23 protein-coding genes and 1 riboswitch are annotated in these 24,280 nt (G+C 59.6%); of the genes, 18 read left to right on the top strand and 5 right to left on the bottom strand.

Annotated elements, in window-relative coordinates; all coding sequences use genetic code 11:
* Positions 1 to 161: 161 nt before the first annotated feature.
* Positions 162 to 1,601: a TolC family outer membrane protein gene (locus AO065_RS14620; protein ID WP_004883481.1), complete on the bottom strand. Its 1,440-nt coding sequence runs from the start codon at positions 1,599 to 1,601 to the stop codon at positions 162 to 164.
* A gap of 164 nt (positions 1,602 to 1,765) precedes the next feature.
* Positions 1,766 to 1,870, top strand: a riboswitch (TPP riboswitch).
* 152 nt (positions 1,871 to 2,022) lie between these two features.
* On the opposite strand from AO065_RS14620, the gene thiC reads away from it, so the two are divergent.
* Both thiC and cytX read left to right on the top strand, forming a co-directional pair.
* Positions 2,023 to 3,912: a phosphomethylpyrimidine synthase ThiC gene (gene thiC, locus AO065_RS14615; RefSeq protein ID WP_004883483.1), complete on the top strand. Its 1,890-nt coding sequence runs from the start codon at positions 2,023 to 2,025 to the stop codon at positions 3,910 to 3,912.
* A gap of 191 nt (positions 3,913 to 4,103) precedes the next feature.
* Complete coding sequence (cytX, locus tag AO065_RS14610; protein WP_004883486.1) at positions 4,104 to 5,393, top strand: putative hydroxymethylpyrimidine transporter CytX; 1,290 nt, start codon at positions 4,104 to 4,106, stop codon at positions 5,391 to 5,393.
* On the opposite strand, the gene AO065_RS14605 is transcribed toward cytX, so the two are convergent.
* Positions 5,362 to 6,108, bottom strand: a complete 747-nt coding sequence (locus tag AO065_RS14605; protein ID WP_004883490.1) for an RsiV family protein — start codon at positions 6,106 to 6,108, stop codon at positions 5,362 to 5,364. The genes cytX and AO065_RS14605 overlap by 32 nt on opposite strands.
* A gap of 208 nt (positions 6,109 to 6,316) precedes the next feature.
* Between AO065_RS14605 and AO065_RS14600 the strand changes: the two genes are divergently transcribed.
* From AO065_RS14600 to AO065_RS14530, 15 genes are all read left to right on the top strand, one after another.
* Positions 6,317 to 6,934, top strand: a complete 618-nt coding sequence (locus AO065_RS14600; RefSeq protein WP_004883493.1) for an NUDIX domain-containing protein — start codon at positions 6,317 to 6,319, stop codon at positions 6,932 to 6,934.
* Positions 6,925 to 7,377, top strand: a complete 453-nt coding sequence (locus AO065_RS14595) for a DUF1249 domain-containing protein (RefSeq protein WP_004883494.1) — start codon at positions 6,925 to 6,927, stop codon at positions 7,375 to 7,377. Before AO065_RS14600 ends, AO065_RS14595 begins: the two co-directional genes overlap by 10 nt.
* 252 nt (positions 7,378 to 7,629) lie before the next feature.
* Positions 7,630 to 8,265 carry a hypothetical protein gene (locus tag AO065_RS14590; RefSeq protein ID WP_235811625.1) on the top strand — a complete coding sequence of 212 codons (636 nt, stop codon included), beginning with the start codon at positions 7,630 to 7,632 and terminating at the stop codon, positions 8,263 to 8,265.
* Positions 8,266 to 8,413: 148 nt separating this feature from the next.
* Positions 8,414 to 8,737 carry a hypothetical protein gene (locus AO065_RS14585; RefSeq protein ID WP_004883500.1) on the top strand — a complete coding sequence of 108 codons (324 nt, stop codon included), beginning with the start codon at positions 8,414 to 8,416 and terminating at the stop codon, positions 8,735 to 8,737.
* Entirely contained in the window at positions 8,730 to 9,179 is a 450-nt protein-coding gene (locus tag AO065_RS14580; protein ID WP_004883504.1) for a hypothetical protein, read from the top strand. Before AO065_RS14585 ends, AO065_RS14580 begins: the two co-directional genes overlap by 8 nt.
* Before the next feature lie 26 nt (positions 9,180 to 9,205).
* Complete coding sequence (locus AO065_RS14575) at positions 9,206 to 9,409, top strand: DUF4926 domain-containing protein (protein ID WP_004883507.1); 204 nt, start codon at positions 9,206 to 9,208, stop codon at positions 9,407 to 9,409.
* Positions 9,409 to 9,912, top strand: coding sequence for a hypothetical protein (locus AO065_RS14570; protein ID WP_231500853.1), 504 nt, complete (start codon positions 9,409 to 9,411; stop codon positions 9,910 to 9,912). Before AO065_RS14575 ends, AO065_RS14570 begins: the two co-directional genes overlap by 1 nt.
* 41 nt (positions 9,913 to 9,953) lie before the next feature.
* Positions 9,954 to 10,169, top strand: a complete 216-nt coding sequence (locus tag AO065_RS14565; RefSeq protein ID WP_004883512.1) for a hypothetical protein — start codon at positions 9,954 to 9,956, stop codon at positions 10,167 to 10,169.
* 92 nt (positions 10,170 to 10,261) lie between these two features.
* Positions 10,262 to 11,068 (top strand): 3',5'-cyclic-AMP phosphodiesterase, encoded by an 807-nt coding sequence (cpdA, locus tag AO065_RS14560; RefSeq protein WP_004883514.1) that lies wholly within the window; start codon positions 10,262 to 10,264, stop codon positions 11,066 to 11,068.
* Positions 11,069 to 11,156: 88 nt separating this feature from the next.
* On the top strand, positions 11,157 to 11,774 hold the full coding sequence (locus AO065_RS14555; protein WP_004883519.1) for a YqiA/YcfP family alpha/beta fold hydrolase: 618 nt from the start codon (positions 11,157 to 11,159) through the stop codon (positions 11,772 to 11,774).
* A 73-nt stretch (positions 11,775 to 11,847) separates the two neighbouring features.
* Positions 11,848 to 13,752 carry a DNA topoisomerase IV subunit B gene (parE, locus tag AO065_RS14550; protein WP_004883522.1) on the top strand — a complete coding sequence of 635 codons (1,905 nt, stop codon included), beginning with the start codon at positions 11,848 to 11,850 and terminating at the stop codon, positions 13,750 to 13,752.
* A complete protein-coding gene (locus AO065_RS14545; RefSeq protein WP_004883524.1) occupies positions 13,749 to 14,726 on the top strand; it encodes an esterase-like activity of phytase family protein in 978 nt (325 codons plus the stop codon). Before parE ends, AO065_RS14545 begins: the two co-directional genes overlap by 4 nt.
* Positions 14,723 to 15,244, top strand: coding sequence for a retropepsin-like aspartic protease family protein (locus tag AO065_RS14540; protein ID WP_004883526.1), 522 nt, complete (start codon positions 14,723 to 14,725; stop codon positions 15,242 to 15,244). The genes AO065_RS14545 and AO065_RS14540 overlap by 4 nt, the downstream gene beginning before the upstream one ends.
* A 10-nt stretch (positions 15,245 to 15,254) precedes the next feature.
* Positions 15,255 to 17,510: a DNA topoisomerase IV subunit A gene (gene parC, locus AO065_RS14535; RefSeq protein WP_004883528.1), complete on the top strand. Its 2,256-nt coding sequence runs from the start codon at positions 15,255 to 15,257 to the stop codon at positions 17,508 to 17,510.
* A gap of 183 nt (positions 17,511 to 17,693) precedes the next feature.
* Positions 17,694 to 18,389, top strand: a complete 696-nt coding sequence (locus tag AO065_RS14530) for a PqiC family protein (RefSeq protein WP_032651485.1) — start codon at positions 17,694 to 17,696, stop codon at positions 18,387 to 18,389.
* Positions 18,390 to 18,474: 85 nt separating this feature from the next.
* Here AO065_RS14530 and AO065_RS14525 read toward each other — a convergent pair whose 3' ends face one another.
* Positions 18,475 to 20,031 carry a HAMP domain-containing protein gene (locus tag AO065_RS14525; protein ID WP_004883533.1) on the bottom strand — a complete coding sequence of 519 codons (1,557 nt, stop codon included), beginning with the start codon at positions 20,029 to 20,031 and terminating at the stop codon, positions 18,475 to 18,477.
* A 130-nt stretch (positions 20,032 to 20,161) separates the two neighbouring features.
* On the opposite strand from AO065_RS14525, the gene serB reads away from it, so the two are divergent.
* A complete protein-coding gene (gene serB, locus AO065_RS14520) occupies positions 20,162 to 21,376 on the top strand; it encodes a phosphoserine phosphatase SerB (RefSeq protein WP_004883535.1) in 1,215 nt (404 codons plus the stop codon).
* Between the two features lie 42 nt (positions 21,377 to 21,418).
* On the opposite strand, the gene AO065_RS14515 is transcribed toward serB, so the two are convergent.
* Together AO065_RS14515 and asd are read right to left on the bottom strand one after the other, a co-directional pair.
* Positions 21,419 to 23,203 carry a hypothetical protein gene (locus tag AO065_RS14515; protein ID WP_004883537.1) on the bottom strand — a complete coding sequence of 595 codons (1,785 nt, stop codon included), beginning with the start codon at positions 23,201 to 23,203 and terminating at the stop codon, positions 21,419 to 21,421.
* A 183-nt stretch (positions 23,204 to 23,386) separates the two neighbouring features.
* The gene (asd, locus tag AO065_RS27200) at positions 23,387 to 24,265 is read right to left on the bottom strand and encodes an archaetidylserine decarboxylase (protein WP_161627654.1); all 879 of its coding nucleotides are present in this window, start codon (positions 24,263 to 24,265) and stop codon (positions 23,387 to 23,389) included.
* Positions 24,266 to 24,280 lie beyond the last annotated feature (15 nt).

Below are 24,280 nucleotides of genomic sequence, written 5' to 3'. Positions count from 1 at the left end.
GTCACGGCCTGCAGCCCACGCAGAGCGATGGGCACGATCAGTGTGCTTAAGGCCTAGGATCGTTCCCACGCTCTGCGTGGTAACGCCTCTCAGGACGCTCCGCGTCCGCTCTCGAATCTGACGCGGAGCGGTGGGCACGATCAGTGTCGAGGCTGGCGCGCTCAGCGCTGGGCCGGTCTTTCGAAGTTCTTGCGTGCCGCCGCTGCCAGATCCGGTGGCAGGAAATCCTTGTCCGGGTTGTAGTCGGATTTCAGATAGCGCGACAGGTCCTGCAGGTCGCCCGGATTCAGCGTGCCAGCGGCCTGTTTCAGGCGCAGGTTGTCGAGGATGTAGTCATAGCGCGTGTTGTTGTAGTCGCGCACCGAGGCGTATAGCTGACGCTGCGCATCCAGCACGTCGACGATGTTGCGCGTCCCCACCTGATAACCGATTTCCGTGGCTTCCAGCGCGCTCTGATTGGAGATGATCGACTGCTTGCGCGCCTGAACCTGCTCCACGTCGGTGTTCACCGCACGGTGCAGGTTACGGGTGTTTTCCACCACCTGACGACGCAGGCCTTCGCGGCGCTGTTCACTCTGGCTCAGCCTTGAATAGGCTTCGCGCACCTGCGAATTGACCAGCCCGCCACTGTAGATCGGGATATTCAGCTGAACACCAATCGTGCGTTGCTCGACATCACTGCCGTAGTTCTGCCCGGTGTAGTTGGGGTTGTTGAAACCCAGCGCATCGTTGTCGCCGCGCTGATAGGTTGCGACGGCATCCAGCGTCGGCGCGTGTCCGGCCTTGCGTTGACGCAGGGTTTCTTCGGCGGCGTTGACTGCGTAGTTGCTGGCCAGCAGGTTGAGGTTCTGCTGGGCTGCGGTGTCGACCCAGGCCTTGGCATCGTTTGGCGTCGGCGCCAGCACCGGCAGGGTGTGGACGATGCCTTCGATGGAGTTGTATTCGCGATTGGTCAGGGTTACCAGCGCCTGAAACGCATCGTCTACCTGACGCTGGGCGAGAATGCGGCTGGCGCGCGAGGTGTCATAGCTGGCCTGCGCCTGCAGCACGTCGGTTTTGTCTGAAAGACCGACATCGAAGCGCTCCCTGGCCTGATCCAGCTGGCGCCTGAATGCCGATTCCTCGGCCTTGGTCGCTGCCAGACTGTCCTGGGCACGCAGCACACTGAAGTAGCTCTGCGCCGATTGCAGGATCAGGTTCTGTTCAGTGGCCGACAGCTCGAGCGCGGCCTGTTCGTTGACCGCTTCGGCGGCCTGGAGCTGGAACCAGCGGTCGGCACGAAAGATCGGCTGGCTCAGGGTCGCCTGATAGACCGTACCACTGCGGGTTGCAATTCTGCTGGGCTGATCAATGCTGGTGCGGGTGTTGTTGGCCTGAGCGCTGCCGGAAAGATTGGGCAGCAGACCGGCACGCGCCTGAGGCACGGCCTCCTTGCGCGCAGCGTAATCGGCGCGTGCAGCGGCCAGATCGGCGTTGTTGTCCACCGCCTGCTCATAGACGTTCACCAGACCCGTCTTGGTCGGCAGCGGCATATCGGCTGCCCAGCTCAGTCCGTTGGACGCAAATGAAACAGCCACGACCAACGAAAGTTTGCGCAACATGAGGCGTTCCCTGTTCATGAAGAAAATAGTCACGGTTCGATGGAAAAAACCGGGATAGCGAGTGTAGAGCCAGACGCAGAACGCAACAATCGGCCATTTCAGCCATTTATCGATGCCCACGCAATTGCGCTGGCTTTACAGCCTCGACGCGGCATAGACTGATGCCGTTCTTGTCGGGGTGCCTTGCTGTGAGGCTGAGATCGGTTAAACCGGATCCCGTTGAACCTGATCAGGTTAGCGCCTGCGTAGGGAACAAGATTTCTCGTCACCCGGCGAGTCCTCTTGAGTGTCGTCCGGGGTCGATCGTTCAATCAATGAACAGCGCGCCTCTCTCGATACTCAGCACTTCTTCAGTGCACCCGTCCGTCCCGATCAGGTTACTCCGACAATAAATCCACAGTGGATGTCTGGAGAGACCGTGATGAGCATAAAACCAAAAAACGCACCCCACTTGAGCGAGTCGGCGCAGGTCGATTCCGGATCGGTACAGCCGTTTACCCGTTCGCAGAAGATCTACGTCCAGGGCTCGCGGCCGGACATTCGCGTGCCCATGCGCGAGGTCACTCTGGATATCACACCGACCGACTTCGGTGGCGAGATCAACGCCCCGGTCACGGTCTACGACACTTCCGGTCCCTATACCGACCCCAACGTGATCATCGACGTGCGCAAAGGCCTGGCCGATGTGCGTTCGCCGTGGATCGACTCACGTAACGACACCGAGCGTCTGCCGGGCCTGAGCTCGAACTTCGGCCAGCAGCGCCTGAGCGACGCCGAGCTGACCGCGCTGCGCTTTGCCCACGTGCGCAATCCGCGCCGGGCCAAGGCAGGCGCGAACGTCAGCCAGATGCACTATGCGCGTCAGGGCATCATCACCGCCGAGATGGAATACGTCGCCATCCGCGAAAACATGAAGCTTCAGGAAGCGCGTGCCGCCGGCCTGCTGACTCAGCAGCACGCCGGGCACAGCTTCGGCGCGAGCATCCCGAAAGAAATCACTGCCGAGTTCGTGCGCGAAGAGATCGCCCGCGGTCGCGCGATCATTCCGGCCAACATCAACCATGTCGAGTTGGAGCCGATGATCATCGGTCGCAACTTCCTGGTGAAGATCAACGGCAACATCGGCAACAGTGCGCTGGGTTCTTCCATCGAAGAAGAAGTCGCCAAGCTGACGTGGGGCATTCGCTGGGGGTCGGACACGGTCATGGACCTGTCCACCGGCAAGCATATTCATGAAACCCGGGAGTGGATCATCCGCAACTCGCCGGTCCCTATCGGCACGGTGCCGATCTATCAGGCGCTGGAAAAGGTCGGCGGTGCGGCCGAGGACCTGACCTGGGAGTTGTTCCGCGACACGCTGATCGAACAGGCCGAGCAGGGCGTCGATTACTTCACCATCCACGCCGGAGTGCTGCTGCGCTACGTGCCCCTGACGGCCAAGCGCGTGACCGGCATCGTCAGTCGTGGCGGTTCGATCATGGCCAAGTGGTGCCTGGCGCATCACAAGGAGAACTTCCTCTACACCCATTTCGAAGACATCTGCGAAATCATGAAGGCCTACGACGTCAGCTTCTCGCTGGGCGATGGCCTGCGTCCGGGCTCGATTGCCGACGCCAACGACGCGGCCCAGTTCGGCGAGCTGGAGACTCTGGGTGAGTTGACCAAGATCGCCTGGAAGCACGACGTGCAGACCATGATCGAAGGCCCGGGCCATGTGCCGATGCAGTTGATCAAGGAGAACATGGACAAGCAGCTGGAGTGCTGTGACGAAGCACCGTTCTACACCCTTGGCCCGCTGACCACGGATATCGCGCCGGGTTACGACCACATCACCTCGGGCATCGGCGCGGCGATGATCGGCTGGTTCGGTTGCGCCATGCTCTGCTACGTCACGCCGAAAGAGCATTTGGGTCTGCCGAACAAGGATGACGTGAAAACCGGGATCATCACCTACAAGATCGCCGCTCACGCAGCGGATCTCGCCAAAGGGCATCCGGGCGCGCAGATTCGCGACAACGCCTTGAGCAAGGCCCGCTTCGAATTCCGCTGGGAAGACCAGTTCAACCTGGGCCTGGACCCGGACACCGCGCGCTCGTATCACGACGAAACCCTGCCCAAGGATTCGGCCAAGGTCGCGCACTTCTGCTCCATGTGCGGCCCGAAATTCTGTTCGATGAAAATCACCCAGGAAGTGCGCGAGTACGCAGCCAATCAGCGGATCGAGGCCGTCGATGTAGACGTCGCCCAAGGGTTGGCGGAGCAGGCCGAGCGTTTCAAACAGGAAGGCAGTCAGCTCTATAAAAAGGTCTGACACGCCTGCTGTCAGTGTGCGCTCCGTGATGTGACACGGAGCGTCACGGGCGGCATGCCCACGCGGAGCATGGGCAGGATCAGTGTTGAGGCGATCATTCCCACTTCACTCCTGCGTGGGAATGCCGCTCAGGACGCTCCGCGTCCGAACCGCAAGACGATACATCACTCATTTCCTAACGAGCCAGAACCGTGAATACACCCGGCACTTATTCCCCCGACACACCCATCGCTGCCAGTCAGCGGGTATTCGGCGGGCGCGATCTGTTTTCCCTGTGGTTCTCGTTGGGCATTGGCCTGATGGTGCTGCAGACCGGTGCCTTGCTGGCGCCGGGGCTGGGCATGTCCGGCGCATTGCTGGCGATACTTTTCGGCACCCTGGTCGGCGTCCTGCTGCTGGCCAGCGTGGCGGTGATCGGCACGGACACAGGCCTGTCGTCCATGGCCGCGCTCAAACTCAGCCTCGGCAGCAAGGGGGCGTCGTTGCCTGCCGTGCTGAACCTGCTCCAACTGATCGGCTGGGGTTCGTTTGAGATCATCGTCATGCGCGATGCCGCCAGCCTGCTGGGCGCACGTGCCTTTGCCGAAGGCAGCCTGTGGGCCAATCCGCTGCTCTGGACGTTGTTCTTCGGTGCGTTGGCGACCCTGCTGGCCGTCGGCGGGCCGTTGACCTTTGTGCGTCAGATCCTGCGCCGCTGGGGTATCTGGCTGTTACTTGCCGCCTGCCTGTGGCTGACCTGGAACCTGTTGACCAAGGCTGACCTCGCCGCACTCTGGGAGCGCACCGGTGACGGGTCGATGCCGTTTGCCGTGGGTTTCGACATCGCCATCGCCATGCCGCTTTCCTGGCTGCCGCTGATCGCCGACTACTCCCGATTCGGCCAGCGTGCACGCAACGTGTTCGGTGGCACCGCTGTGGGCTTCTTTATCGGCAACTTCTGGCTGATGGGGCTGGGCGTCGCCTACACCCTGGCGTTCGCGCCGAGCGGCGAAACGAATGCGCTGCTGCTGGCACTGGCCGGCGCGGGTCTGGGGATTCCGTTGCTGTTGATTCTGCTGGACGAGTCGGAAAACGCTTTTGCCGATATTCACTCGGCGGCGGTGTCCACCGCGTTGCTGACTCGGATCACGGTCGAGCATCTGGCGCTGTTCATCGGCATCGTCTGCACGCTGATCGCGTGTCTCGCACCGTTGGCGCAGTACCAGAATTTTCTGTTATTGATCGGTTCGGTGTTCGCGCCGCTGTTCGGCGTGGTGCTGGTGGATCACTTCATCCTGCGTCGTCGCGGCGGTCAGGTCGCGGCGAGTGGCTTGCGCTGGATGAGTCTGCTGGCCTGGCTGGGCGGTATCAGCACGTACCACCTGTTGGCAAACCTGTATCCGGATGTCGGCGCAACACTGCCAGCGCTCATCGTCGCTGGCGTGCTGCAACTGTTGATCGGTCGTGCGATCAGCCGCGGCCGGGAAACAGTTCCGACTTGATGATGCCATTGAGCTGAGGGTAAGGAATCTTCAGCTCGATGTGGCCCATGGAGTAGGGCGCGATGGTTTCCACCGGATACTTGAGGATCACAGCGCCGTAGGTCAGGGCAATGTGCGGCGTGCGCTTGAACGGCCAGGTCTGCACGAATGCAGCGTCTTCGTTCATCTTGCTCGACACCAGCCAGCCCTGATGAGCCAGTTCGGCTTTCTGCCAGAACTCCTGCTCCTTGCCTGGAATTACCATGTCGGCCAGCGTCAGCACCTTCTGCTGTTGGCGTGAATAATTGATGAATGCCCGGCCAGGGTTGCCATGAGCGCCGCCGTTATCCAGGTAACTGGACAGCTCGACGACCACGATACCGTCATGCTGCTCGCGTACCTTGGCTTGCAGGTAGCTGCTGTTGCGGCCCTGGGCACGGTTCAGGAACTGCTCCTGATAAGCCTTGATCGACGCGGGCGGCGGCGTGCTGCTGTCAGCGACAGTGAGTTGCAGCAGCGTCTTCTGGACGATGGCGTCCAGCTTTGGCTCGTCAGGAAAATGCACGGTATCGATGTTCACCAGCGGGCAGTCGGCAGTGGTGCAACCTGGCTTTATCAGCTCGGAAGCATCACGCTGAACCTGCAGCGGTGCGCGCATGTTGGGCGTGAAGAGGCTTTGGCAGGCGCCCAGCAAAAGAGCCAGGCAGGCCAGTGAAGTGATCCTCAGTAACGACATGTTGATCCTTGGCAGAGTCAGTAAAGGCGGTCGTGTTGTGCGTATGCAGGCAGGTTGGACTGCAAAGGCCCGGTTCGGTTCGCCGCTGGGCGGATTAGAATTGTTTTACGTAGCGGCCGTCTACCCTGCTTATTTAAGGGGGCTGCATCCAGTGGTCGATGCGCGTTAGGATGGTTGGAAGTTCAAGATAGCCGCAAGCGAGAAACCCATGACTCAGACCACCCGATCAGTACCGACGGCTTTCGAGATTACCCGGCGGGAAAACTGCTTCAAAGGTTTTTACAGACTGGACAAACTGTACCTGCAACACGAGCTGTTCGATGGCGGCACCAGCAAAGAAATCAGCCGCGAGCTGTTCGTTCGCCACGACGCTGTCTGCGTGCTGCCTTATGACGCCAAACGTGACGAAGTGGTGTTGATCGAGCAGTTTCGCGTAGGTGCCGTCGAGAAGACTGGCAACCCCTGGCTGATCGAACTGGTGGCCGGCCTGATCGACAAGGACGAGCACCCGGAAGAAGTTGCTCATCGTGAGGCAGAAGAGGAAGCTGGGCTTGTGTTCGGCGCGCTATGGCCGATCACCAAATACTTTCCTTCGCCGGGCGGCAGTGACGAATTCGTTCACCTGTTCATGGGGCAGTGCGACAGTCAGGGGGCGGGCGGCCTGCACGGGCTTGAATCCGAAGGCGAAGACATCCGCGTGACAGTCTGGTCGTTCGACGATGCGATGCAGGCCGTGGCTGATGGAAGAATCATGAACGCGGCAACGATCATCGCCTTGCAATGGCTGGCGTTGAACCGCGCTGAAATAAGGGGGTTATGGTCGTGAATCTACTGCGCGAGCGCTACCGTGTTGATCTTGCCGGGCTGCAGGCTGCCTGCGAGGCCAACTACGCGCGCTTGATGCGTTTGTTGCCGGACATGCGCAACGAACAGCGCTCACGGCGCGTTGCGGTGACCCAGGGTGACCAGATGCTGGGCGTGCTGGCAGTCGAGGTTCTGCTCGACTGCCCGTACACCACCACCCTGCAGGTGCGCCAGGAACACAGCCTGCCATGGCTGCCGATACCCAGTCTGGAAGTACAGGTCTACCACGACGCACGCATGGCCGAAGTCATCGGCGCCGAACACGCCCGTCGCTTCCGGGGGATCTATCCGTATCCCAACGCCGACATGCACCAGCCGGACGAAAAGGCCCAGCTCAATCTGTTTCTGGGCGAATGGCTGAGCCACTGTCTGGCCTGTGGGCATGAGTTCGAAGCGGTCCGCTGATTCATTTTTCGATACGTTTTGACACGCTCTGCTGACAGATGCCGCTATTCATGGGCGGCATTTTGCTGAATACGTTTCAGCTTTCGCTTCCGAAATTTCCCGATACTTTTTGACGCTGGACGACCTTGCGCCAGCGCTTAAACTCGCCGGCTGTTTTTCATCTGCTTACGTTCAGCCAGGGTTTCACGACCGACTGAACTGCACCGCCCCAGCGCATGGACGCGTGATCATTGATACAAGGAGTTCACCGCCATGGGTGTTTACGACACCAGAGGCAACTATTCGCCGACGCCGGGTGTTTGCCGGCCGAACGGACCTGCCAAACCCCCGCCGGAGCCACGGCCACCCGAACACACCTGGGAAAATCAGCCGCCACGTACGCTTTATGCGGAAAAGCTCGAGATACGCTCTCTGCTTGGAGGGCAGCCACGAGTGTTCGAAATGAGTGGCTCCGCGCCCAAAGATTGTTATTCAGATTATCTAGCTGTTAATGATGAAAGTCTTTCCCGGTTTGACTATTTCTATATGGTCAGAGAAAAGAAGGATCTACGCAGTGACTTCATCGTCAGCTTCGCTGCCTTGTTTAATCCCACGCTGTTTTATAAGGAGGGAGGTTATTTTGTTGGGGAAAATTATACGGAGTTAAAGTATCAGGAGTTTCTGCAAAGTGGTGTGGATGCCCCTGATGTTTCTTACTGGATCAACATGGTTGAGATTGCCAGTTTGTTGGGTGATATCAGTTATGAAGATGCGGCTGAAATAGGTGCGGTAATATGTAAGTGCTGGAATGATAAGCTTGACCAGCAGTTTCCAGCGTCCGGCTCAGAAGCCATACTTCTGCTGGAAGATGATCTGGATGAGGTATGGGTGACTTTATGCCGGCGCTAGTTTTTCGTAGGAATGGACGGCGTAAAACTGGGCATAGGAAGAATCTGTTTTGAAATCGCTACAGATATCGGCATCGCCAGGACTGAGGTGTATAGCCAATCTCAAGGATGTCACAGCGCTTGTACCCGAAAACAAATGGATCTGGGCAGTGCTTGAGTTTTATGGTGTCGGCATCGCTCCGGCAGGGTTGGCTATGCCTGACTTTGAGGAGCAGCTGCGGGTCCTCGAAAAAGGATGGGTGTTCAGTTGGGAGGAACTACGCCTCTTCGCTAATGATATCGAGCAGGTCTTCGACTGCTTTATCGTCGCGGTGGATTCTGTCGACAAGATCAGGAAACCCATCGAGGTGGATGAACCGCCGCAGAACTGTTTTATCGCGCTTGAGGCCTTTGACAGTCATGAGTGGATTATATGGAGTGATGCTCCTGAACTGCTGAATCCGTTTTCGGCGTTGCGTGAGTTAAATGGCTGAGCTTGAAACTTTTGATTTTGCGTCGTTCCGGGCCGATAACGCTCATCATCTCGTCTCAGGCTTCGATTACATTCATGCGGTTCATCATACGCAGCGGCTGTCGGCAGATTTTGCGCTCTGTATGGCAAAGCTGTACTGGCCCGAGTTCATGCGTGTGGATGGTTGGATTTTTGTTAAGGAAAACTTTGATGAGGCTTATTATCTCTCGCTGTTGGAATCGGATAATTCGCCAGCCAAGAGTCAGTTCTGGACGAATCTGCTCGAAGTGACGGGACTTTTTGAAAATCTTTCGATGCCTCAATCGACGGTCGTCGCGAATGCATTGGCAGGAAGTTGGAACGCCAAGCTTGCCTCTGAATTCGGCCCGTCTTTTGCCCAAGCCAGAGCGATTGTCGATGATGAGGGTTGCGAGGTATTTGTGACGATTGGCTTTTCGGATTAACGCTTGAAGGGTTTTGGATGTGCCAAATGGATTTTAGGTTGCTCGACGTGGTCAGGCTTGAAGTGAATGTTCCTGATGAAGGTTTGGTCAAGGGTGCAATGGGGACGATTGTGCATGAGTTCTTTGTTCCGGATATTGCGTACGAGGTCGAGTTTGCCGATTCGCAAGGCAGAACGACGGCGCAGTTGACATTGCTTCCTTCGCAGTTGTCTCTTTTGGCGCGGATATGATGAGCTTAAAAGTAGTTAAACGACTCAAGGGACTCTTTCGGTCGGAGTCTTCGGCCCGGGGTGATGTGCCGATCATCTATCCTTATGCGGATTATGTGGTGGGGGGTAGGACCAATACATCAAAGTTCTGTTATCTGTACATGAATCTGTCGCGTCTGGATTTCCCGGCGGACTTCATCGAAAGTTTCGCCGCGCTCTTCAACCCCACGATCATTGTTCATGAAGGCGGGTACTTCATCGAAGAGAACTTCACATATTCCAAGTATGAAGACTCGCTGGAGCGGCAGGTGCCTCTTCAGAAGATACCGTACTGGATAAATATGGTCGAAATCACCAGCTTGCTGGGTGATATCGGTTACGAGGAGGCTGCTGAGCTGGGCGCGGTTATTCGGGACTGTTGGGGCGCGAAGCTCAATCGGCTGTTCCCGGATTCGGGGTTTGAGGCGCTGCTATGTCTGGAAGATGATCTGGATGAGGTCTGGGTGACCCTGTGCAAGGCTTGATGTTGATCTGATGTACACGGGAGCCACTAAGGTGTGAGGCGATGATGGGTATAGTACGAGCTTTATTGGCGTCACTGTCCGGTCTGCTAATTGGCTTGGTTTTTACAGTGCTGATCCTCGGTCACTACTGGCCTGAAATGCCCTACGAACAGGCGCTGGGCTATCTGTCCTTTGCCGGGTTGGCAGGTATGGCGTTGGGTGCGTTGATTGCACAGACAGTTCGCAAAGCTCGAGCCAAGAGCCAACGTCTCCCCTGACATCCTGCAAATGTGACCCACACCCACATTCCGGGTTTACCCGTATCGCTCGCCGTCACATAATCGCGCTGAATCCCTTCCAGGAGACGGCCTTGCCGAGCGCAGCCCCTTCATCGTCAGTTTTGCTGGTCCAGCTATCCGACAGCCACCTGTTTGCCGAGGCGGACGGCACGTTGCTGGGCATGAATACCCGTGACAGCCTGGAAAAGGTGGTCGAGCGGGTGCTGGCCGAGCAGTCGGATATTGATGCGGTGATTGCCAGTGGGGATATTTCCCAGGATGGCAGCGTGGAGTCGTATGAGGCGTTTCGTCGGCTCAGCGGACAGATCGCAGCGCCTGCGCGCTGGTTTGCCGGCAATCACGATGAGTTGCCGCAGATGGAACAGGTGGCGCAGGGGGCCGGGTTGCTGGAGCCGGTGCTGGATATTGGCCAGTGGCGTGTCACGTTGCTGGATTCTGCGGTACCGGGCTCGGTGCCGGGTTTTCTGGCTGAATCACAGTTGCAGCTGCTGGCGCAGTCGTTGAGCGAAGCGCCCGACCGGCATCATCTGGTTTGCCTGCATCACCATCCGGTGGCGATCGGCTGTGAATGGATGGCGCCGATTGGTTTGCGCAACGCCGAGGCGTTTTTCGCGGTTGTGGATCGGTTTCCACAGGTCCGCGCCGTGCTCTGGGGGCATGTGCATCAGGAGTTCGACCAGATGCGCCAGGGTGTGAGGTTGCTGGCTTCACCTTCGACCTGCATTCAGTTCGCGCCGGGCAGTGAAGACTTCAAGCTGGACACCCTTGCGCCAGGCTATCGATGGCTGCGTTTGCACGACGACGGACAGCTTGAAACGGGGGTTTCCCGCGTGGTCGGCATGGTGTTCGAGGCCGATTACGGCGGCACCGGCTACTGAATCGTCTTACGTAACTATTTCCAGTAAGGTTTTGTCGCGTTAGTCCCTGTAAACTGCGCGGCTTTGCTTTGCACCCAGGAGCGGCAGCGTGACCAGTGAAACCCCCTCATTGCTGTACATCCATGGCCTGAACAGCTCGGCTTTGTCGAGAAAGGCCTGCCAACTGCTCGCGCTGATGAAGACGCTGGGTCTCGCCGAACAGCTTCAAGTCCCTGAACTGCATCATCATCCGCGCCAGGCCATGGTTCAGCTTGAGTCGGCCATTGCTGCGCTGGGTCGGCCTTTGCTGGTCGGCAGCTCGCTCGGCGGCTACTATGCGACTCATTTGGCGCAGTGCCACGGTCTCAAGGCCGTGCTGATCAACCCGGCTGTCAATCCGCATCAACTGTTCGACGGGTTTCTTGGCACGCAGCAGAATCTGTACACCGGTGAGCAGTGGCAACTGACGCAAGACCATATCGACGCGCTGGCGGGGCTGGAAGTGCCTGCTCCCCAGGATCCGCAGCAGATTCAGGTCTGGCTGCAGACGGGCGATGAGACGCTGGATTACCGCCGCGCTCAGGCTTTCTACCGTGCCTGCGCATTGCGCATCCAGCCCGGTGGCGACCACAGCTATCAGGGTTTTGCCGAGCAAATGCCGGCGCTGCTTAGTTTTGCCGGGTTTGCCCCGAGCCTGTTGCAAGGGATTGATCTGTCAGCGCTGTAAATGACTGCCGATCAAAGGCATATAAAGAACATTCAACTCCCGAAATTTAATGAACGATTGATAACGAGAACCCATGGCCAATCCCAGCGCTAGCTCTTATAACGCAGACGCCATCGAAGTCCTCTCGGGCCTCGATCCGGTTCGCAAACGTCCGGGCATGTACACCGACACCTCGCGGCCCAACCACCTGGCGCAGGAAGTCATCGACAACAGTGTCGACGAAGCCCTGGCCGGTCATGCGAAGTCGGTGCAGGTCATTCTGCATGCCGACAACTCTCTTGAAGTGTCCGACGATGGTCGCGGCATGCCGGTGGACATTCACCCGGAAGAGGGCGTGTCGGGCGTCGAGCTGATCCTGACCAAGCTCCACGCGGGCGGCAAGTTTTCCAACAAGAACTACCAGTTTTCCGGCGGCCTGCACGGCGTGGGGATTTCGGTGGTCAACGCGCTTTCCACTCAGGTCCGGGTGCGGGTCAAGCGTGATGGCAACGAATACGAAATGACCTTCGCCGATGGCTTCAAGGCCACTGAGCTGGCGGTCATCGGTACGGTTGGCAAGCGCAACACCGGTACCAGCGTGTATTTCGCGCCCGATCCCAAGTATTTCGACACACCGAAGTTCTCCGTCAGCCGCCTCAAGCATGTGCTCAAGGCGAAGGCTGTGCTGTGCCCGGGCCTGCTGGTCAGCTTCGAAGACAAATCCACCGGCGAAAAAGTCGAGTGGCATTACGAAGACGGCCTGCGCTCCTATCTGCAGGACTCCGTCACCGAGTTCCTGCGTCTGCCGGACGAGCCGTTCTGCGGCAGCTTTGCGGGCAACAAGGAAGCGGTCGACTGGGCTTTGCTCTGGTTGCCGGAAGGTGGCGACAGCGTTCAGGAAAGCTACGTCAACCTGATTCCGACCGCGCAGGGCGGCACCCACGTCAACGGTCTGCGCCAGGGCCTGCTGGATGCGATGCGCGAGTTCTGCGAATTCCGCAACCTGCTGCCGCGTGGCGTGAAGCTGGCGCCGGAAGACGTCTGGGAGCGCATCGCGTTCGTGCTGTCGATGAAGATGCAGGAACCGCAGTTCTCCGGCCAGACCAAAGAGCGTCTGTCCTCACGTGAAGCGGCCGCGTTCGTCTCTGGCGTGGTCAAGGACGCATTCAGCCTGTGGCTCAACACCCACTCCGAGCTGGGCCTGCAACTGGCCGATCTGGCGATCAACAACGCCGGTCGCCGCCTGAAGGCCAGCAAGAAGGTCGAGCGCAAGCGCATTACCCAAGGTCCGGCATTGCCGGGCAAGCTGGCCGATTGTGCCGGGCAGGATCCGGCGCGCTCCGAGCTGTTTCTGGTCGAGGGTGACTCTGCGGGCGGTTCGGCCAAGCAGGCGCGCGACAAGGAATTTCAGGCGATTCTGCCCCTGCGCGGCAAGATTCTGAACACCTGGGAAGTGGACGGCGGCGAAGTGCTTGCCAGTCAGGAAGTGCACAACATCGCGGTCGCCATCGGTGTCGATCCGGGCGCGGCCGATATCAGTCAGTTGCGTTACGGCAAGATCTGCATCCTGGCCGACGCCGACTCGGACGGTCTGCACATCGCAACGTTGCTGTGTGCGCTGTTCGTTCAGCACTTCCGTCCGCTGGTCGACGCAGGCCATGTGTACGTGGCCATGCCGCCGCTGTATCGCATCGACCTGGGTAAGGAAATCTACTACGCGCTGGATGAGAGCGAGCGCGACGGGATTCTTGATCGTCTGGTGGCCGAGAAGAAGCGCGGCAAGCCGCAGGTCACCCGATTCAAGGGCCTGGGCGAAATGAACCCGCCACAGCTGCGTGAAACCACCATGGACCCGAACACCCGGCGTCTGGTGCAACTCACGCTGGATGATTACGCGGCGACCTCGGAAATGATGGACATGCTGCTGGCCAAGAAGCGCGCCGGTGATCGCAAAAGCTGGCTCGAATCGAAAGGCAACCTCGCCGAGGTCATGATTTGATACGAGCCTGGCTCGCCGCCCTGTCCCTTGTGGTCGCGCCGGTTTTTGCGGCGCCGCTCGAGGCCCTGAAACTGCAATCCGAGCATCCGGTAGACGGTATGGTCGGCGGCAATCTTTCGGGCCTTGCCTCGTGCAATGGCCGGTTGTGGACGGTTTCCGACCGTGACGACAGCCTGCTTTACAGCCTTGATGTGTCAGATCGCACCTGGAAGGCCGAACCGCATGTCATCGATATGCCGAAGCCTGAGAGCTATCTGCCGCTGAGTCTGCGCTCGCTGGCGAATCTGTCGTCGATAGTGCGCGGTGGCAGCATGGATTTCGAAGGCATCAGCTGCGATGCGGCGGGCAATCGTTATCTCGTCAGTGAGGCCTACGGCACGGTGCTGAAAGTGCCGGTGGAAGGTGCTCCGGTCTGGCTGCCATTGCCAGCAGCGCTGGTTGAACAGGCGCGTGCCAACGGGATGTTGCAGCACTTCAATGCGATCTTCGAGGGCATTGCGGTAAATGCTGCGGGCGACCGGATCTGGCTGGCGGCCGAACGCGAGAAGCGCGGGCTGCTGGTAGTGCAGCGTGACAAGGATCAGTGGACCTGTGGGCAAAGTTGCGTGCTGCTGGCCGAAGCGGGGAAAGATACGCTGCCGCCGGAACAGAATCGCAAGAAGGTCTCGACGGATTTTTCCGATATCTCGCTGTACAACGGCAAGCTGTTCACCCTGGAGCGTTCGGTGTATCGCATCTGTCGCCGGGAGCTGGAAAGCGGGCAGATCGAGCGTTGCTGGTCGTTTTCCAAGGAAGCCATGCTGCCGTCGCGTCGCTATGATCAGCCTTATGGTCTGACCGAGGCGCTGGTGGTGGATGAGACTGGCGCCTGGATTGGCATCGACAACAATTCCGGTGCCCGCGCCGATGGCGAAGAACGCCCGATTGTGTGGCGTTTCGCTGCACCTGCGGCGGGCTGGAGTGAAGTTCAATGAACCAGGCGGTTCCCGGCAGGCGCGCGGGCAAGGTCCTGATGATTCTGGCCTGGGCGGCCGGTATCTTTCTGGCCACGCGCTTTTTCGGCGAGTGGGAAGAAAAACAGCAGAACCCCAATACTGTGGTCTCTTCGCAGCACGGTGACGGTTATATCGAAGTGCAGCTGGCAGGCAATCGTCAGGGGCATTTCGTCAGTACCGGCCAGATCAATGGCCGGACGGTAGAGTTCATGATCGACACCGGGGCGACGGACGTCGCCATCCCCGGTGATATGGCCGACAGCCTGGGCCTGAAACGCGGCATGCCGGTGACGGTCAGCACGGCCAACGGCAACAGCCAGGGTTTCCGGACCTCGCTCGACCGGCTGCAACTGGGCGACATTGTCCTGACCAACGTGCGCGCCCTTGTTGCGCCGGGTCTGGAAGGTGATCAGGTGCTGCTGGGCATGAGCGCAATGAAACAACTCGAATTCACACAGCGCGGCGGCAACTTGCTGCTGCGCCAGTCAACACAATGATGAGGCCCGCATGAGCGACTCCCTTGACCTCAGCCTGGATGGCGTAGAACGCCGCTCGCTGGCTGACTTCACCGAACAGGCCTACCTCAACTATTCCATGTACGTGATCATGGACCGTGCCCTGCCGCATATCGGCGACGGCCTGAAGCCTGTACAGCGCCGTATCATCTACGCCATGAGCGAGCTGGGCCTGGGTGCGGATGCCAAGCACAAGAAGTCGGCGCGTACCGTCGGTGATGTGCTCGGTAAATTCCACCCGCACGGCGATTCGGCCTGCTACGAAGCCATGGTGCTGATGGCCCAGCCGTTCAGCTATCGCTACACGCTGGTGGACGGCCAGGGCAACTGGGGTGCGCCGGACGATCCCAAGTCCTTCGCGGCCATGCGTTACACCGAGGCGCGCCTGTCTCGCTATTCCGAGGTGCTGCTCAGCGAACTGGGGCAGGGCACGGCGGACTGGGTACCGAACTTTGACGGCACGCTGGACGAACCGGCAGTCCTGCCTGCGCGTTTGCCGAACATTCTGCTCAATGGCACCACGGGTATCGCCGTGGGCATGGCAACCGACGTACCGCCGCATAACCTGCGCGAAGTCGCCAGCGCCTGTGTTCACTTGCTGGACGAGCCAAAGGCGACCATTCAGGAGCTGTGCGAGCACATCCTGGGGCCGGATTACCCGACCGAAGCGGAAATCATCACGCCTCGCGCCGACCTGTTGAAGATCTATGAAACCGGTCGCGGTTCGGTACGCATGCGTGCGGTGTACCGCATCGAGGACGGCGACATCGTGGTCACCTCGCTGCCGCATCAGGTCTCCGGTGCCAAGGTGCTGGAGCAGATCGCTGCCCAGATGCAGGCCAAGAAACTGCCGATGGTGGCCGACCTGCGTGACGAGTCGGACCACGAGAACCCGTGTCGCATCGTGATCATTCCACGCTCCAACCGCGTCGAGCTCGACGAGTTGATGCAGCACCTGTTCGCGACCACCGAGCTGGAATCCAGCTACCGGGTCAACATCAACATCATCGGTCTGGACGGCAAGCCGCAGCTCAAGAATCTCAAGACACTGCTCAGCGAGTGGCTGACCTTCCGTATCGGAACGGTGCGCCGTCGTCTGCAGTTCCGTCTGGACAAGGTCGAGCATCGTCTGCACCTGTTGGATGGTTTGCTGACGGCTTACCTGAACCTCGATGAAGTCATTCACATCATCCGCACGGCCGAACATCCCAAGGCCGAGCTGATTGCACGCTTCGATCTGTCGGAAATTCAGGCCGACTACATTCTCGATACCCGTTTGCGCCAATTGGCGCGCCTGGAAGAGATGAAGCTGCGCAGCGAGCAGGATGCGTTGCGCAAGGAGCAGGCCAAGCTTCAGGCGCTGCTGGGCAGCGAGTCCAAGCTGCGCAAGCTGGTGCGTGCCGAGCTGATTGCTGACGCGGAAACCTATGGCGATGATCGTCGCTCGCCTATCGTGGCGCGTGCTGAAGCCAAGGCGCTGTCCGAAAACGAATTGATGCCGACCGAGCCTGTCACCGTGGTGCTCTCCGAGAAAGGCTGGGTGCGTTGTGCCAAGGGGCATGACATCGATGCAACCGGGCTTTCCTATAAGGCGGGCGATGGCTTCAAGACGTCAGCCATCGGGCGCTCCAATCAGTTTGCCGTGTTCATCGACTCCACCGGACGCAGCTATTCGGTCGCCGCACATACCTTGCCGTCTGCGCGCGGACAGGGCGAGCCGTTGACCGGCAAGCTGCAGCCGCCGCCAGGTGCGACGTTTGAATGCGTGCTGCTGCCTGACGATGAGTCGCTGTACGTGATCGCCTCCGACGCTGGTTACGGGTTCGTCGTGAAGGGTGAGGATCTGCAGGCCAAGAATAAGGCGGGCAAGGCGTTGCTGAGCCTGCCGAATGGCGCGAAAGTCATCCTGCCTCGGCCGGTGACTGACCGCGAGCAGAACTGGCTGGCAGCGGTGACGACTGAAGGCCGTCTGCTGGTGTTCAAGATCAGCGACCTGCCGCAACTGGGCAAGGGCAAGGGCAACAAGATCATTGGCATCCCCGGCGAGCGGGTGGCAAGTCGTGAAGAATACGTCACCGATCTTGCAGTCATCGCACAGGGCGCTACGCTGGTGCTTCAGGCAGGCAAACGCACGCTGTCGCTCAAGCCCGAGGATCTGGAACATTACAAGGGCGAGCGCGGCCGTCGCGGCAATAAACTCCCGCGCGGCTTCCAGCGAGTCGATGCCCTGTTGGTGGAAAATGGCTGAAAACATTGATCTGACGCGGGTGTTCTTCGTTTTGCCATGAAGTACGATGCATAATCGCTGGAGTCATGGCGAATATTCACGGATGATATGGGGTCTTGGGGCGCAAGCGTGGCGCAGTGCCTGCATGGGTCTGGAAAGTACTTATACTGTGGCTTCCCGAGGGGCAGCCACCTGGATGGGATGATGAATTTTCTACGCCTTCCCCTTGTCCTGTTGATGACCGGCGTCCTGGGTCTGGCTGGCTGCAGCGTGCACCAGCCGACCGCGCTTTATCAACTCGACAGCGGTGAGCCTGGTCAGCCGAAACAGAGTAGTGGTCTGGCAGTCTTGCTGGGCCCTGTTTCGGTGGCCGACTACCTGCAACGCGAAACCCTTCTGCAACGACAGCCTGACGGCACCCTGACCGCTTCGCCCGATGGGCGCTGGGCGGGAAATCTGTCGTCGGATATCGATCAACTATTGCTGCGTCAACTGGCCTGGAAACTGGACAGCCAGCGCGTCGTGCTGGCCCCGGCAGTCGCCAACTTCTCGCCTGATGTTCAGGTGGTGTTGTCGATTACCCGCCTTGATTCCGGTGCAAAGCAGCCTGCGGTGCTGGATGCGCAATGGCGTCTGCTGGACCGCAAGGGACACGTGCGCGACAGCCGTCTGGTGCACCTTGAGCAGGTCCATGCGGGCAGCTCGGCCGATCAAGTCAAGGCGCAAGGCATGCTGCTTCAGCGTCTGGCCGATCAGGTCAGTACGGCCATCAAGCCGATCTCCTGGCAGCCATTCGAAGAACCGAAGAAAGCCCCTGTGGCCCGCGCCAAAGAGGCCGACAAGCCTAGAATTCCAATGGCTTCACCGATACGCACTGACCTTGAAGTGTTCCGCTTCTAAAGGTGCAGCCAACAAAAAGCCCGCAGCGATGCGGGCTTTTTATTGGGCCTTATCCTGAGCGCGATCAGCGATCAGTGTGTATGCGTCAGACCTTGTTCGTCTCGTGCATGCGCGCCAGTTGACGCTCCAGCATGGACGGGTAGGGCTCCATCAGGCGCTCCACGCAGCATGCGCCTTCCGGGCTTGCGATAGGGCGGATGCGGGCGCGCTGGCGGATCAGAGGATCGTCGTTGATCTTGCGCTCAACCAGCAGCAGGTTACGGCTGTGTTGCGACAGCGCCAGTGCGTCCTGCGCGGTTTCAGTCAGCAATAGGTCGATCTGACTCAGACCGCCCAAGCCTTCACCCAGCGTCAGGCCCAATTGCAGTTGCAAGGTAATGCCGCTGTCGGCGACCTCAATCTGCAAGGCATGACTCAGCGCACGCAGCAGTTCGCCGCAGCAGATGGCATTGGTCAGGTAGTCGTCGCCGCTTTCCTGGCTGTGGAACAGCATCAGCGTGCTGCCATCGTTCAGGGTGTGCAGTTCGCTCTCGTACAGCGAGGCGGCTTGATCAAGGCAGTCGCGGTAGCGCTGCAGCAGTTCAGTCAGACGGGCACGAGGCAGGCGACGCAGTTGGTCCTGCGCGCCCAGCTGTACTGCCAGAACGGCGCTGTGCTGAGGTTCACTCGATACCACGGGCGCTGCAACAGGGCGGGCGACGGGCGCGGAGCTGGCACTTTCGGACGTGTCACGCAGCTCGGCAAACGGATCATCGCCGTCGTCATCCTCATCTTCCTCGGCAACGATACGGCGTTGAACCGGTGGCGCAGGCAGTCGAGGCTTGGCCACAGGTGCGGTATCGCGCGCAGAGAAAGAGGGACCCGGTTTTTCGTCCGGCTCCAGATAAGGATCTTCGCCTTCGTCTTCCTCTTCGTACTCGGGTTCCGGCACCGGCTCAGGCTCTGGAACGGGCGGGGCGAAGGATGTACGCAGCTGACGCGCCAGATCACCGATTTCATCCTGGCGATCGGTAGCCGGCGTGTAGGGATCGATATCTCGCAGCCAGATGCGCATCTGCATCAATGGCGTAGAAATGTGGCGACCCAGACGCAGACTCAAGGCCAGCGCCAGCGCCAACAGAATGCCCGCCAGGATGCCCATGCTTTGCAGGCTGATGGTCATCGGCTGCTGGAACTGCGACATGTCGAGGCTGATGCGCAGGTGGCCCGCCATCACGTCCTGAAACGTGATCTTGATTTCGTACAGGCCCTGGGCTTCACCCAGAAGCCCGTTTTTCGGGCGCTGGCCGGCTTCTGCAAGGATGCGGTTATCCACGCTGTAGATCGCGGCATGCGCCACCAACGGATTTTTGACCAGATTGCCCAGCAGCACGTTGAGACTGAGGATGTCGTTGGACACCAACAGCTCGGTAGCCGAGGTGGCGGTCTGGGTCGTCAGGGCCTGCCCCAGTGCGTCAGCCTGTTCATGCATGGCCTGCTTGAACTGCAGGCCCATGACACCGGCGTAGATCACCAACGCCAACGCGACCAGGATCACGTTATGGCTGGCAATGCGCAAAGCGATCGGTACACGGCGATGACGCAGGGCACGAAAGATGAGCAGGAAGAAATTATCGGTTTTAACGGGCGTGGGCCGGTTCACAGAGCACGGCTCTTTCGGTGAAGTTGCCGGGCAGTATAACGACCGACCTTGTAGCGGCAAAGCGCTGCCTGTGCCCGGTGGTCACTGAAAGTGGTTAGAATGCGGTTTTTTTCCACTGCGGGGGTGCGCCTTGCGCGAAATCGTCCTGATTAACATCACCGGTGTAGACCGTCCCGGTCTCACTGCGGCCATCACCGGCGTCCTCGCCCAGGGTGGCGTGAACATTCTCGATATTGGTCAGGCGGTGATCCACGACACACTGTCGTTCGGCATGCTGGTTGAAATTCCGGGTACCGAGCAAGGTTCTTCCGTGCTCAAGGACATCCTGTTCACGGCCTACAAGCTGGACCAGCAGGTGCGCTTCACGGCGGTGTCCGAAGAGGATTACCAGCACTGGGTCGAAGGTCAGGGCAAGGCGCGTCATATCGTGACGCTGCTGACCCGCAAGGTGACGGCCGAGCAATTGCAATGCGTGAGTTCCATCACGGCCAAATACGGATTGAACATCGACCAGATCGATCGCCTGTCCGGCCGCATGCCCCTCGATACGCCAGCCGACAAGGGCAAGGGCTGCATCGAGTTCTCCGTTCGTGGCGAACCCGGTGATATGAAGGCCATGCAGGCGGAGTTTCTCGCCGTCGCGCAGGACCTGAACGTCGATATCGCGTTCCAGCAGGATTCCCTGTTCCGTCGTAATCGTCGGCTGGCAGTCTTCGACATGGACTCGACCCTGATCGAGGCCGAAGTGATCGACGAGCTGGCCAAGGCGGCTGGCGTTGGCGAGCAAGTGTCCGAAATCACCGAGCGCGCCATGCGCGGCGAACTGGATTTCAGTGCCAGCTTCAAGGAGCGTCTGGCGTTGCTCAAAGGGCTGGACGTCAGCGTGCTGGACGAGATCGGTGCGTCGCTGCGTCTCACTGAAGGTGCCGAAACCCTGTTCGCGGAACTCAAGCGTCTGGGTTACAAGACTGCAATTCTCTCAGGCGGCTTCACCTACTTTGCCAAGCAGCTTCAGGCGAAGCTGGGCATCGATTACGTGTTCGCCAACGAACTGGCGGTGGAAGATGGCAAGGTCACAGGTGTGGCCGTCGAGCCGATCGTCGATGCCAAACGCAAGGCGGACCTGCTGCGCGAACTGGCCCACAATGAAGGCTTGAGTCTTGAGCAGACCATCGCCGTGGGCGACGGAGCCAACGACCTGCCGATGCTGGCGATTGCCGGGCTGGGCGTTGCATTCCGCGCCAAGCCTCTGGTCAAGCAGTCAGCCAAACAGGCGATCTCGACGCTGGGTCTGGACGGGGTTCTTTATCTATTGGGGTTTCGCGACCGCGAAGCCAGTCGCTGAAATCGCAATGTAAGGCCGTGATCGCGTAAGAGATCGCGGCCGTTACAGCGAGCCCCACAGCGAATCGAACTCCTGCCCCGGTTTGGGTTTTTCGCTCTCGGCTGCCTTGGGCGCGTCGTAGATCTGATATTCGAACTGGTTGTAGCTGGCGCTGCTGATGCGGCGATTGCTCAGTGTCGCGCGCCGCTCTTCGCCATTGACGTTGATCATGACCTTGCTGTCGTCCTGAAACGGCAGGCGAGGTGCAAGCACGGTCGCCGGTTTGTCCATCGCCCGTACTTCCGGCAGCATCAGGGTGCGCAGGTACTGACTGTTCTGCGATTCGCGGATCAGTTGCATGCCGCATGGCTGGGCAAAGGGCGCGATCAACTCGATGCCCATCTGCGTGCCGCCGCTGCGCACCTGCCTGACCCAGCGCACGATGGCGATGCTCCAGCCTTGCCCGGAATCATCCTGAATGCCCACCAGCTCGCCGGCCTGCAACTGCTGCGGCACGTCCTTCTGCCACGCCAGGCAGTAACCGCCCGGACTGTGGTTGACGATGTTCACATCAAACGTCGCAAACGTGCGCTGTGCGTTGGAGGCGGAGTCGCCATCGGCGTCTGACTTCTGGTATTCGATTTCTTCGTAGGGCAGCAGGACCGATGAGGTATTGCCGCGCTGGGTATCGAACGCCGACGACCAGGGATCGTCGTCGTTCTCGTTGACCACCTTGAGCGCGAAATCGGCAATATGGCTGGTCGCATTCAGTTGCAGCAGTTCGCTGAACGACTTCTGCCCGGCAACGTAGTAATGGACTGCGCTCATGCCGATGCACAGTTTCAGCGTGCCCTGGCCCACCGTGCGCTGGAAGGTCCGCTCGGCCACATCACCCCAGGCCGCTGCCAGGTGTTGCAGCAGGTCGGTGTTGACGCCGGTGGGAATGAGCAGCTTGGCAGGACCGCGCTGATCGGCCGGCAGAGCGAGGTAATGATTGATTGCATCCGCCAGCGCCAGCGGCTGAATCCCCAGCATCCTGGGCATTTGTTCGTCGGTAAACAGCGTCCGGTACAGCGGTGGCTTGTCGCTGGCAGGGTCCAGAGCCAGCAGGCTGTGCTCGTCGGCGGGCACCTGCAGCGTCACCAGTGCGCTCCACGCTTCAAGCGCGTCGGCCAGCTTGCCGATGTTCAACTGGCGCATCTGGTTGCAGCGCGAACACCCCATCAACAGCGCGATCACGTAGGTCTGCTCTGCGCTGAGCGTGCGGGTGTGATGAGCCAGAGGTTCATCTACCTGGGTGCGATGCAACTGGAACTGACGGGCAATCTGGTAGAGCTGGTGCAGTTCGAGCCAGAGGCCTTCCTGCACCGGGCAATACAGTTGATTGGCACGAATCAGGGGACCATTCAGGCCATGCAGAGCCCGCTGCAACGCCGTGGCGAGCATCGTGCTCTGGTCCTTGCTGAAGCGCGGGGCGATCTGCTGGATGACCTGCTTGTAGCCGGTTGCCAAGTGGTTTTGCAGCGCCTGACACAGGTTGGCGACCTTGCGCGGGCGTTCGTCGAGCACGATGGCCTGATTGAGAAAGTGCCGCTCAAGGTGCTTGCAGACGAAATAGACTTCGGGGCGCAACAATTCCAGCATCTGCAGGCGATTGTCGCTTGGGGTGATCAACTGGTTGAGTTCGCTGAGCCCCTGATACAACTGACGGGCCATTTCGCCGAGGTTTGCCTTGGGCAGTCGGGAGATCCAGCGTTTGAGGTCGCGGGGCGTGGGTTCACTGAATGACAGGCTCGACTGCGTTGGCGTGGGGGCACGCAACAACAGAGGAAGGCTCAAATTACTCATGTGACAGGTGAACTCCAACGACTCTCTGGCCCGGACGGCGACTCCATGCTGGCAATGAGCCACATCCTTCGGTAGGAGGATGTGGACCCGGTGCCACTGAAAAAGTGCAACGTATCCTTACGCACCGATGCTGTGACTCTACCAGTATCGGTGCAACCACGCAGCTATTATGGCCTGACGCCATCAAGCCTCGGTGGTTTGCTTCGCAGCGCCGAGCGCCTGCCCCATCTGAACCTTGGAGAGGGCGCTCAACTGCTCGGCCCACTTCACCTGGTTCGGTCCGAACAGCACGATGGCTGTGGAACCCAGCTTGAAGCGACCCATCTCGGCGCCTTTTTCCAGATGGATCGGTGCACGTGCGGCTTCGTCGTAGCTGAATGTCTTCAGTTCGCGCTTGGGTGGCGTGACCAGCCCGGCCCAGACCGTTTCAACCGATGCAACGATCATGGCGCCGACCAGTACGACAGCCATCGGGCCGCGCTCGGTATCGAACAGGCAGACAACGCGCTCGTTGCGGGCAAACAGCTCTGGAACGTTTTCGGCCGTGGTCTGGTTGACCGAGAAAATACGGCCAGGCACATAAACCATTTCACGCAGCGTGCCGGCCAGAGGCATATGCACGCGATGGTAGTCCTTCGGCGACAGATAAACAGTGGCGAACTCGCCGCCCATGAACGGCGCGGACAGTTTTGGATCGCCGCCCAACAGTTCAAGCACGCTGAAGCTGTGACCCTTGGCCTGGAAGATGCGGCCGTGATCGATCGAGCCCAACTGGCTGATAGTGCCATCGGCAGGCGAAAGCACCGCGCCCGGCGTGTTGTCCAGCGGGCGGGCATCGGCTTTCAATGCGCGAGTGAAGAAGGCATTGAAGTGCTCGTAAGCGGTCAGGTCTTCGACCAGTGCCTGCGACATGTCGACCTGATAGCGGCGAACGAACCAAGCGGTGAAGGCGTTCTTGAACCAGGTCACGCGGCATTCGGCAACCAGGCCGGCGATACGGGACAGCAGGTGATGCGGCAACAGGTACTGACTGAGGATAAACAAACGATCTTTCATTGATATTCCTGAACTTGATAA

This window comes from Pseudomonas viridiflava (assembly GCF_001642795.1).
Lineage (GTDB): Bacteria > Pseudomonadota > Gammaproteobacteria > Pseudomonadales > Pseudomonadaceae > Aquipseudomonas > Aquipseudomonas viridiflava.
Note: the sequence above shows the minus strand (reverse complement) of the source record. Positions and strands in the feature narration are given on the sequence as shown.

Excerpts from the sequence above, each read along its gene's own strand:
- parE (WP_004883522.1), top strand. The coding sequence starts at position 11,848 with ATGGCCAATCCCAGCGCTAGCTCTTATAACGCAGACGCCATCGAAGTC.
- AO065_RS14605 (WP_004883490.1), bottom strand. The coding sequence starts at position 6,108 with ATGTCGTTACTGAGGATCACTTCACTGGCCTGCCTGGCTCTTTTGCTG.
- AO065_RS14565 (WP_004883512.1), top strand. The coding sequence starts at position 9,954 with ATGATGGGTATAGTACGAGCTTTATTGGCGTCACTGTCCGGTCTGCTA.
- AO065_RS14530 (WP_032651485.1), top strand. The coding sequence starts at position 17,694 with ATGAATTTTCTACGCCTTCCCCTTGTCCTGTTGATGACCGGCGTCCTG.
- AO065_RS14515 (WP_004883537.1), bottom strand. The coding sequence starts at position 23,203 with ATGAGTAATTTGAGCCTTCCTCTGTTGTTGCGTGCCCCCACGCCAACG.
- AO065_RS14600 (WP_004883493.1), top strand. The coding sequence starts at position 6,317 with ATGACTCAGACCACCCGATCAGTACCGACGGCTTTCGAGATTACCCGG.
- parC (WP_004883528.1), top strand. The coding sequence starts at position 15,255 with ATGAGCGACTCCCTTGACCTCAGCCTGGATGGCGTAGAACGCCGCTCG.
- AO065_RS14595 (WP_004883494.1), top strand. The coding sequence starts at position 6,925 with ATGGTCGTGAATCTACTGCGCGAGCGCTACCGTGTTGATCTTGCCGGG.
- AO065_RS14575 (WP_004883507.1), top strand. The coding sequence starts at position 9,206 with ATGGATTTTAGGTTGCTCGACGTGGTCAGGCTTGAAGTGAATGTTCCT.
- AO065_RS14570 (WP_231500853.1), top strand. The coding sequence starts at position 9,409 with ATGAGCTTAAAAGTAGTTAAACGACTCAAGGGACTCTTTCGGTCGGAG.
- thiC (WP_004883483.1), top strand. The coding sequence starts at position 2,023 with ATGAGCATAAAACCAAAAAACGCACCCCACTTGAGCGAGTCGGCGCAG.
- AO065_RS14580 (WP_004883504.1), top strand. The coding sequence starts at position 8,730 with ATGGCTGAGCTTGAAACTTTTGATTTTGCGTCGTTCCGGGCCGATAAC.
- AO065_RS14590 (WP_235811625.1), top strand. The coding sequence starts at position 7,630 with ATGGGTGTTTACGACACCAGAGGCAACTATTCGCCGACGCCGGGTGTT.
- AO065_RS14540 (WP_004883526.1), top strand. The coding sequence starts at position 14,723 with ATGAACCAGGCGGTTCCCGGCAGGCGCGCGGGCAAGGTCCTGATGATT.
- AO065_RS14620 (WP_004883481.1), bottom strand. The coding sequence starts at position 1,601 with ATGTTGCGCAAACTTTCGTTGGTCGTGGCTGTTTCATTTGCGTCCAAC.